The 8017-nt window shown below is 47.0% G+C and carries 8 protein-coding genes; 5 read left to right on the forward strand and 3 right to left on the reverse strand.

Translation table 11 applies throughout. The annotated features are described in order from the left end of the window. Window positions 1–127 precede the first annotated feature (127 nt). Together ACR2PX_RS14505 and ACR2PX_RS14510 are read left to right on the forward strand one after the other, a co-directional pair. Window positions 128–745, forward strand: coding sequence for a winged helix-turn-helix domain-containing protein (locus tag ACR2PX_RS14505; RefSeq protein ID WP_434000071.1), 618 nt, complete (start codon window positions 128–130; stop codon window positions 743–745). After that, window positions 723–2081 (forward strand): ATP-binding protein, encoded by a 1359-nt coding sequence (locus ACR2PX_RS14510; RefSeq protein WP_434000072.1) that lies wholly within the window; start codon window positions 723–725, stop codon window positions 2079–2081. Before ACR2PX_RS14505 ends, ACR2PX_RS14510 begins: the two co-directional genes overlap by 23 nt. Window positions 2082–2282: 201 nt before the next feature. Here the strand turns inward: ACR2PX_RS14510 and ACR2PX_RS14515 are convergent, their stop codons facing one another. The 3 genes from ACR2PX_RS14515 to ACR2PX_RS14525 form a co-directional block, all read right to left on the reverse strand. Further along, a complete protein-coding gene (locus ACR2PX_RS14515) occupies window positions 2283–2777 on the reverse strand; it encodes an aminoacyl-tRNA deacylase (protein WP_434000073.1) in 495 nt (164 codons plus the stop codon). A gap of 97 nt (window positions 2778–2874) precedes the next feature. Continuing rightward, window positions 2875–3828 (reverse strand): magnesium/cobalt transporter CorA, encoded by a 954-nt coding sequence (gene corA / locus ACR2PX_RS14520; protein WP_434000074.1) that lies wholly within the window; start codon window positions 3826–3828, stop codon window positions 2875–2877. A 197-nt stretch (window positions 3829–4025) separates the two neighbouring features. Then, window positions 4026–4166, reverse strand: a complete 141-nt coding sequence (locus tag ACR2PX_RS14525; protein ID WP_434000075.1) for a hypothetical protein — start codon at window positions 4164–4166, stop codon at window positions 4026–4028. 512 nt (window positions 4167–4678) lie between these two features. Between ACR2PX_RS14525 and ACR2PX_RS14530 the strand changes: the two genes are divergently transcribed. From ACR2PX_RS14530 to ACR2PX_RS14540, 3 genes are all read left to right on the forward strand, one after another. Beyond that, entirely contained in the window at window positions 4679–4873 is a 195-nt protein-coding gene (locus ACR2PX_RS14530) for a hypothetical protein (protein ID WP_434000076.1), read from the forward strand. Between the two features lie 421 nt (window positions 4874–5294). Then, a complete protein-coding gene (locus ACR2PX_RS14535; protein WP_434000077.1) occupies window positions 5295–6098 on the forward strand; it encodes a sulfite exporter TauE/SafE family protein in 804 nt (267 codons plus the stop codon). Window positions 6099–6579: 481 nt separating this feature from the next. Continuing rightward, window positions 6580–7944: a hypothetical protein gene (locus tag ACR2PX_RS14540; protein WP_434000078.1), complete on the forward strand. Its 1365-nt coding sequence runs from the start codon at window positions 6580–6582 to the stop codon at window positions 7942–7944. The last annotated feature ends 73 nt before the right edge of the window (window positions 7945–8017 follow it).

Below are 8017 nucleotides of genomic sequence, written 5' to 3' on the forward strand. Positions count from 1 at the left end.
ACACGTTACAGCTCGACCTTAAACCCTACACAAGAGTGGCGTAAGACATACTCCGGTATGCAGCCGTGTTGACGGTGTAGATAAACCCAGAGAATCACTGATTGTCGCAGGTTTTTAGTAGCGGTTCGTGGAACATGGCTGGACAGTTGATGTGGCAGATAATGGCCGGGACGGTTTGTTTCTGGCGTCGGGTGAAAGCTACGATATTATCGTTCTGGATCGGATGCTGCCCCAAATGGAAGGGCTAAAGGTTCTGGCGGCTCTGCGAGCCTCTGAAAACCAGACACCTGTTATCATTCTCAGCGCCCTTGATGGTGTTGACGAGCGAATTAAAGGCTTGAAGCAGGGCGGGGATGATTATCTCTGCAAACCTTTTTCTTTTGGTGAACTATTGGTTAGGGCAGAGATACTTACCCGAAGAGGGCATGCCAAAGAAGCGGAAACCACACTGGTTATTTCTGATCTGGAAATGGACCTGTTGTCCAGGCGGGTGGTTAAAAACCGGATTGAAGTGGATTTGCAGCCAAGAGAATTTCAGCTTCTGCGTTTTCTGCTTGAACATAAAGACCAGGTGATTTCCAGAACCATGTTGTTTGAATCTGTGTGGGATTATCATTTTGATCCTGGCAGTAACATTATTGACGTGCATGTGGCTAAATTAAGGAAGAAGCTGGATTCTGCCGGAGGCACATCCCTGATTCAGACAGTGAGAGGGGCTGGCTATGTACTCCGTGAGCCGGCTTAATTTACTGGCTCGACTCAAAGCATCCTCACTGCTTCGATATACCCTGCTGCATACTGCCATCGTTTGGTTGCTGTGTGGCTCTTCCCTGTGGTTGGTGAAAGATTATAGTCTGGGGTTTTATCAGAAGCGTCAGGATGAATTTGTCCTTGAGCAGTTGAGTTCTCTGTCATCCCTTGCCAGAAATAGCACTGAACATGAATTCCGAATGGCGATTGCACAGCTGGCCGAAGACAATCGTCAGATTCTGGTTGTATTGAAAAGCTCCGATGGTTATCTGGGTAATCTTAATTATCTGCCAGAAACCGTGCCATTATCTCCTGCCATGGGCAGTTTCTGGATACTGGGTGATTCTGTTCTGGGGGATGGTCGTTTCCAGATGATCAGAGGCAGCCGTATTAATAGCCGCTGGGGGCCTCTGGTTCTGGCGTATAACTCTTCTGACTTTAACCTTTTTGCTTCTCGATTCACTTTGGCACTTTATGCCGCCATGGTGCTGGTGTTGCTGGTGGGGTTGATCACCGGCTTTCTTTTTTCAAGAAAGGTACTGGCTCGACTTCATACGATTAACCAGGTGACGGCTCAAGTGGGGGAAGGAGAGTTAACCGCCAGGGTGCCTGTTACTCAACAGGGTGATGAGTTTGATGAACTGGCAGGGCATATCAATCACATGTTGGTGCAGATTGAGGATTCAGTCGAAGCTATTGCATCAGTGACTAGCAGTATCGCCCATGATCTCAGGACACCGTTGTCACGACTGAGGATCAGGCTGGACGGTTTTCTTCGTAAAGGAGGGGCAGATGCTGAGGATATTCTGGAAGCCCAGGCAGAGCTTGATACCATTTTGCACACATTCAATGCCATGCTCGAGTTGACCAAGCTGGAATACGGGCAGGGGCATCTTGAGTTTGTCAGATGTGATCTGGCGGAGATAGGTTCAGAAGTGTTTGAACTGGCAGAGCCTCTGGCTGAAGTCCGTGAACAGTCATTAAGTCTTGATGTACAACATTCTCTCGTTGTTCAGGGAAGTCACCAGTTGTTGTTCAGGATCTTATTTAACCTGGTAGAAAATGCCATCAAGTATTCGCCAGACAAAGGTGAGATCAAGATACGCATCGATCAGCATTCAGTCTCCGTCATGGATCAGGGCGATGGGATTCCGGATTCAGAGCAGGAGAAGGTCTTTCAAAGGTTATACCGGCTGGATCAGAGTCGTACAACACCTGGCCATGGTCTGGGCTTGTCACTGGTTAAAGTCGTTGCTGATCTGCACAGTGCCCAAATCAGTTTCGAGCGAAATGAACAAACATTTGCTGTGAAGCTGACATTTCAAGACTAGGAGCCTGACCGGGAATAGCGCTCGAGTATAAAGTTCAGTAGAACAAGCCAGCTTTTTCACTAAATTTGTGCGAATAGTGGGCCTATTTAATCAAATTTAGTGGAAGAGATGGCCGTTCTTTCTGGACTTTAGGCCGAGCTGTCTATTCCCGGTCAGGCTCCTGAACGCTGAAGCCTGCCAGGCTGACAGGCTTCATTAGCGTTACAAGTCTTCTTTGTCCTTATGGGGTGAGACGCAGAGATCGTCGTGAGGATGATTGGACAGGATATGCTGAAAAGCCTCTTTGGTCAGGTGAATCATGGTTTCGTGATCACCTGCTTCAAGGTAGACGTCCGGTAATTCACTGAGTTTATTATCCCAGATCGTATCCATCTCATAGGCCTCCCCTATGGGGGGGATGGCACCTTTCTGGCAATCTCTGAAATGGTGACTTAATTCATTTTCGCTGGCCAGTTTCAGATGGCAGTCAGTAATCTCCCGTATCTGTTTCATTTGCAGACGACTGGAGGCGGGTACAATGGCCATCAGGTAGTTGTCTACATCGTCCTTAAGAATGACCGCTTTGGCTACGCTGCTTAATGGAATCTGTGCGGCTATTGCGCTCTGAACCGAGCTGTGACTGGGAGGGTGAGAAATAGTGTTGAAAGCGATGCTGTGGCTCTGAAGATAATGGTCAATTTTAGGTGATATGCTCATGGGTCCGGTCTCCGCAGAAAACAGATTATTCCCGCTAAGGAGAAAGGGAGGAGCTGTCAGCCAACGATGAGCTATTGGCTGCGCTCAGACCTGAATATTATAGCCAGCCTTTTCGTTTAAAGAACAAATAGGTGCCCAGAGCACTGGTTAACATCAACACCAGCGCCAGAGGATAGCCCCAGCTGGTGGTAAGCTCCGGCATCACCTTGAAGTTCATGCCGTAGATGCTTGCAATCAGGGTAGGCGGCAGGAACATGACGGCTGCTACAGAAAATATCTTGATGATATTGTTCTGTTCCAGGTTGATAAAACCCATGGTGGCATCCATCAGAAAATTGATTTTGTCAAAGAGAAAGCCCGTGTGAGGTGTCAGTGAGTCAATGTCACGCAGGATGTCTCGAGCCTGATCAATCTGGCCGTCATCCAATTTATGGCGACAGTTTTTCAGGATGTAACGAAGACAACGTTGGCTGTCCAGCAAGTTAAGTCGGACTTTGCCGTTTATATCTTCCTGCAGTGTGATGTTTTTCAACAAATCATCGACGTCGGTATTATCGTCAGACAGCGCATGCTGGCTGGTCGCTTCCAAATTTTCGTACACTTCTTCCAGAGTATCTGCCAGAAACTGAACCTTGGCATCAAACAGGGCGATCAAAATGTCGATGGGGGTTCGAGCCTTGATGTGCTGCAGCTTCAGATAATTCCTCATGAGACGGAACAGGGCGGTGGGTTCATCCTGCAGGGTAACCAGTTGATCGTCGCGCAGGTTGAAAGCAACGTTGATGCTCCGGAATTCCTGTCCTGCCTGATGAGGGAAAATAGAACGAATATGAAAGCCGGTCTCACTCTCGAAAAACCGAGATGAAGCCTCAATTTCATAAAGTGCATCTTCGTCTTCAATAAATCCCGGACACTCCTGTTTAAGCCATTCATCTTCGCTGTCTTCGAGTTCAACGAGGTCAAGCCAGAGAGTATTTTCAGGAAGTGCCATATCAGTCTGTATGCGGGTAATGGAATACTGCTCGGTATCACGGTGATAGGCGTTGATCATAGAATACAGACCCTGATAGCAATTCTGGTTCTTCGGGGAAAGGGTCGCTCTATTGTACAGATCGACGTACCTTAGTCCAGCAAGGAGGGGCTCTGGAACAGGCTTTGAGTCACGTCTACCAGAGTTATTGATTAAAGTGCTATACCGTATTCATTTTCTGCCAGCAGGCCACCTATAGATACGCGAAGTTCTTCGTACTATTTGTCACTGTGCTCACTATTAGATGAGGTAGAGGATGCTTCTTCAGAAACTTCGTTTGAATCACGAAATTCAAGGAAAATCACTTGGCCCTGACTGGGTTGTCCTGGTTTAGCCAGATCTTCGGCCAAAGGAGTCATTGAGTCGCTCTTTTTCATCTCAGGTGCTGGAGAAGGTTCCCGGTTTTCCCTGAGTTTTTCATTGACCCGCCAGTTCCGGTTAGGGTTATCATCGTCTCCTCCGCCGGAAGCTCCGCAGCAGCGGCAGAGAAAGGTAAAAAATGACCAGAAAGTAGCGCTAATTCCAGCTCCTTGACCTCTGCTTGAGTTTTGTTGCTGACTATCAGAGTTTGAAGTGTGTTCTGAGCAGGCATAGGGGGCAGCTGAATGGGGTTCATTTCTGTAGATCTCGGTCCATAGAATTTCGCTTAATCCAAGCCATTCAGGATGACCTCCCTGATACTGAAGCCCGGGATAGGAGCAGTTGATGTTTCTTCTGACAATGACGGCTCTGTGTAATGAAGCTTTACCGGCAAATGTAATCAGAGTATCTCCTTTAAATGTGTCAGAAGGCTCAATGACAGGGGCTTCTGACCAGTTGCTTAAATCATCTGAAGACTGATGGGTAAGCTTTCAGGTTTAATAGAATATGAATGAGCCGATTGCTGTCTGGTCCTGAATGTCCAGGTACTTCGCATGACATTGTCAGGGGAAAAACCCTCCTGAGAATCGCTGCCAACAAGCTGGTGATTATTAACGATGAGAGGCTTGTGGAGTTGAATTCTTCCGGAAAAAGAAATGAGGCAGGTCTGGCCGGTGCTATCGGCGGATTGTACGGCTCTGGTTAGGTTCTGATCAATAACCGGGAAAACGCAGGAAGGGAATTGAGCCTCCGATAAGTGAAAGTCGCGGGCCAGCATATCAGTGAATGGAAGTCCTGAAGAAACTGACTTTACGCTGGCCCCTGTTAATAGAGGCATTAATTGGCCTGAAAAGGCCGGAGCTGTCATAACAACTATGCAATAGAGGCCAAGGGTTAAGAAAGGCAGGTTGGTTTTATGGGGTAGCTGGAAAAGTGCCATGACCTTACCGTTATGAAGGTAAATCACAGAATCCAGTATAGCGATGAGAAGTGAACCCTTTATTTAATTTATATTTTGGCCCTGGTGTCATTCATTGCGTTACTTGTCCTGAAAGCACCTATCCTGTCTCGTGTGTTCTTATCTTCATATCTGAGTCATTCCTTTCTGTTTTTGTTGAGGCGGTCATATGCTGTCAGTCCTTATTTTTGCCTTGGCTGGCCTGATTGCAGGATTCATCTCAGGACTGTTCGGACTGGGAGGCGGCTTAACGACAGTCCCTCTGTTGGTGTATCTGCTGCCATTTTTACTGGGGACATCGGATGGGGTAATGCACCTGGCTATCGGCAGTTCGGTAGCCTGTGTGTTCTGTAATGCGATTAGCAGTACCTGGCATCGGACTCGGGCTGGTGACATGTTATGGCCTTTATTTAACCGGCTGTTTGTTGCAGTGGCCATTGGTACGGTCATGGGTATTTTGATGGCTTCTGTGGCACCGGGAAGCCTGCTTAAACTCTCCTTTGCGATTGTAGTGGCTGTAGTGTTAACGCGGGAGTTGTTGGCTGGGCGAAAGCAAAAAACAGCATCGGAGTGTTCACTGAAGAATGTATCGTTCTGGAAGGAGAAAGTAACGGGTTGTCTGGCCGGTGTGGTGGGTGCTGTCACAGGGGGTGGGGCAGGGCTGATAATGACGCCTTTTTACCATCAATTGAATTACTCCATAAGGCAGGCTGCGGCTCAATCGTCTGCGCAGTCTGTCATTATTGGTTTGGTGGCAACTCTGGGGTATCTGTTCACATCCGTGGAAACAAGTGAGCCTTGGGTGGTGGGTAGTCTCTATTTACCCGCGATAGCGGGTCTGGTTCCACTGGGCTTTGCAGGGGCCAGTCTTGGAGTCTGGTTCAGTCAGCGGGTATCTGAGTATAAGTTGCATGCTTGTTTTTGTGGCTATCTTTTTATCGTTTTCATTGCAATGTTAGTGAAGGATGTTTGAAGCTGTTGAAGCATGAATCTGGAGTGAGCTCATCGGTTCATAACAACGTTGTGCTGTACTTAAGCTCTCAATAAGAAACTCGTCCATTCGGTTAAAAATAATTAGGATCTAAGTGGTCAAAATATGAACGTACCAAAGTATTCATTTTCTACTCTTCTCTGATAGTACGTGAATGATGTTCAAAATTTCTGCTCTTGCTTCTGGTGTGTATCTATTCAGTGTGTGTTCCAGTGATATGTTATTTGCACAACCGTGCCCGACGAATGAAGAAATACAAACGCAGTACGGTCATTGTGTCAGTAATCCCTTTATTTATCGCGATGTTTATTAGTGTGTGACGTCCTCCAGTGACTTGAATAGAGTGCTATCAGAGACGCCTTCAAGAGGGCAGAGTGACAGTAGGATCTTTAATTATCTTTTACCGGATGGCCAATATCATATTCGAGGAACGCTCGAGTTATCCAATAAGGTAGGAGTGCGATTGTGTGGTCCTCGCCCAAATGGACCGCTGTCGAACAGAACACAAATCTATCTGACCGATGTTGAAAAAAAACCTCATTCACCCGATGCGGCCATAGTGCTGAATGGTACTTATTTTTCCTTTGCCCAGGCCGATTTGATCGTGCCATCCCCTTTTCCTTTTTCTACCGTTATTTTGGCAGATATAGAAAGGCCGGGTCTCGGAACCTACTCCATCGACTTCCTTGGTTTTATTCAGTCCAGTTTTTTAATTGAGGGTACGGGGCAGAATGTCAGTGAAACGACCACACCTCCCACTGAAAATGCATCCGTCACTGATGACAATACTGAGCTTCAGCCATCCGGTATTACAGCAATAAGAAGTCGTGGATACAGTCTCAGATTTATTGATGCGGCCCTTGAAAATTATTCTGTAGGTGGAGTTGGTGTTCACGTTGAAGACTTAACCTATGCCTGGTTTGAAGACTCTCTGTTGAAAGTAGGTGATAGCGGTACATTGATCCTTGGAGATGATGCCAGTGTTCAGGAATTTTCCAATGTCTATTTTGTCTCAGGCATGGGAAGGACGCTTTATCGATACCAAGGTCCTGAAGAAAGTTATTCAGTCAACGAGGTGAATTTTTATGATGGCACTTGTTTGGCAGGAAACTGGCAAACGATCTTTGACCTGAATCCTGGTGTAGAAAATGAGAGAGTGCGTTGTGCATCCATCAACTGGTTACCGTCTCTCTCCGGATTCAATGTCAGTGAACAAATTACATCGATTGAGGGGATTACCCAGCCTCCTCGTAAACCTTGTGAAGTCTCAGAGATTCCCTTCCATCAACTGGTTTCTGCCCAGTCGGGTGATGGGGAGGGTAGTTTATTAACCCCATTATCTGGATACAATACGGCTACTGGCTATCAGTTAACGGATTGTCCTTTTGAGTTGAAAGGCGTCAGGGTCTACGAGCCGGATTTTGTTTACCCGTTTACATCTGTTACCCCTTCAACTGCTTCATCGACAGCCACTTCAGCAATAATGCCAACAAGTACAGTCTCTGTAACCACATCGAATGGTATTGTTAACCTGCCTGTGACTCGAGTGGCAAACAATAGTGGTACTTCTTCATCTTCAGATCTTACCTCAACATCAAGTCAAAGCTTCCCTATTCCGACATCTCCGGGCAGTGGGCGTGGAGTGACAGTACCTGTTGAGGCGGGTATTGGTGTGGGAGTGGTGAGTGCCGTTTTCTTTATATTAACCATTGTTCTTGTAATTGTTCTTGTAATAGGGGCTGTTACCTATAACCAGTTGTATGGGCCGCCTACTCCAAGGAGGCTGTCGCAAAAGGGCTGCGCTTGCCGATACGTCGTTAAAAAATGACTCAAAATGCTCATTTACTGCATGTAAACTCCGCTTTTTCGTCATTTTTTGCCTTGTCTCGCCTGCGCTCGCT

It is taken from the genome of Endozoicomonas sp., from assembly GCF_051008435.1.
Classification (GTDB): domain Bacteria; phylum Pseudomonadota; class Gammaproteobacteria; order Pseudomonadales; family Endozoicomonadaceae; genus Endozoicomonas_A.

Coding starts and splice junctions, on each gene's coding strand:
- ACR2PX_RS14510 (WP_434000072.1), top strand. CDS start 723: ATGTACTCCGTGAGCCGGCTTAATTTACTGGCTCGACTCAAAGCATCC.
- ACR2PX_RS14530 (WP_434000076.1), top strand. CDS start 4,679: ATGAGCCGATTGCTGTCTGGTCCTGAATGTCCAGGTACTTCGCATGAC.
- corA (WP_434000074.1), bottom strand. CDS start 3,828: ATGATCAACGCCTATCACCGTGATACCGAGCAGTATTCCATTACCCGC.
- ACR2PX_RS14515 (WP_434000073.1), bottom strand. CDS start 2,777: ATGAGCATATCACCTAAAATTGACCATTATCTTCAGAGCCACAGCATC.
- ACR2PX_RS14525 (WP_434000075.1), bottom strand. CDS start 4,166: ATGACTCCTTTGGCCGAAGATCTGGCTAAACCAGGACAACCCAGTCAG.
- ACR2PX_RS14535 (WP_434000077.1), top strand. CDS start 5,295: ATGCTGTCAGTCCTTATTTTTGCCTTGGCTGGCCTGATTGCAGGATTC.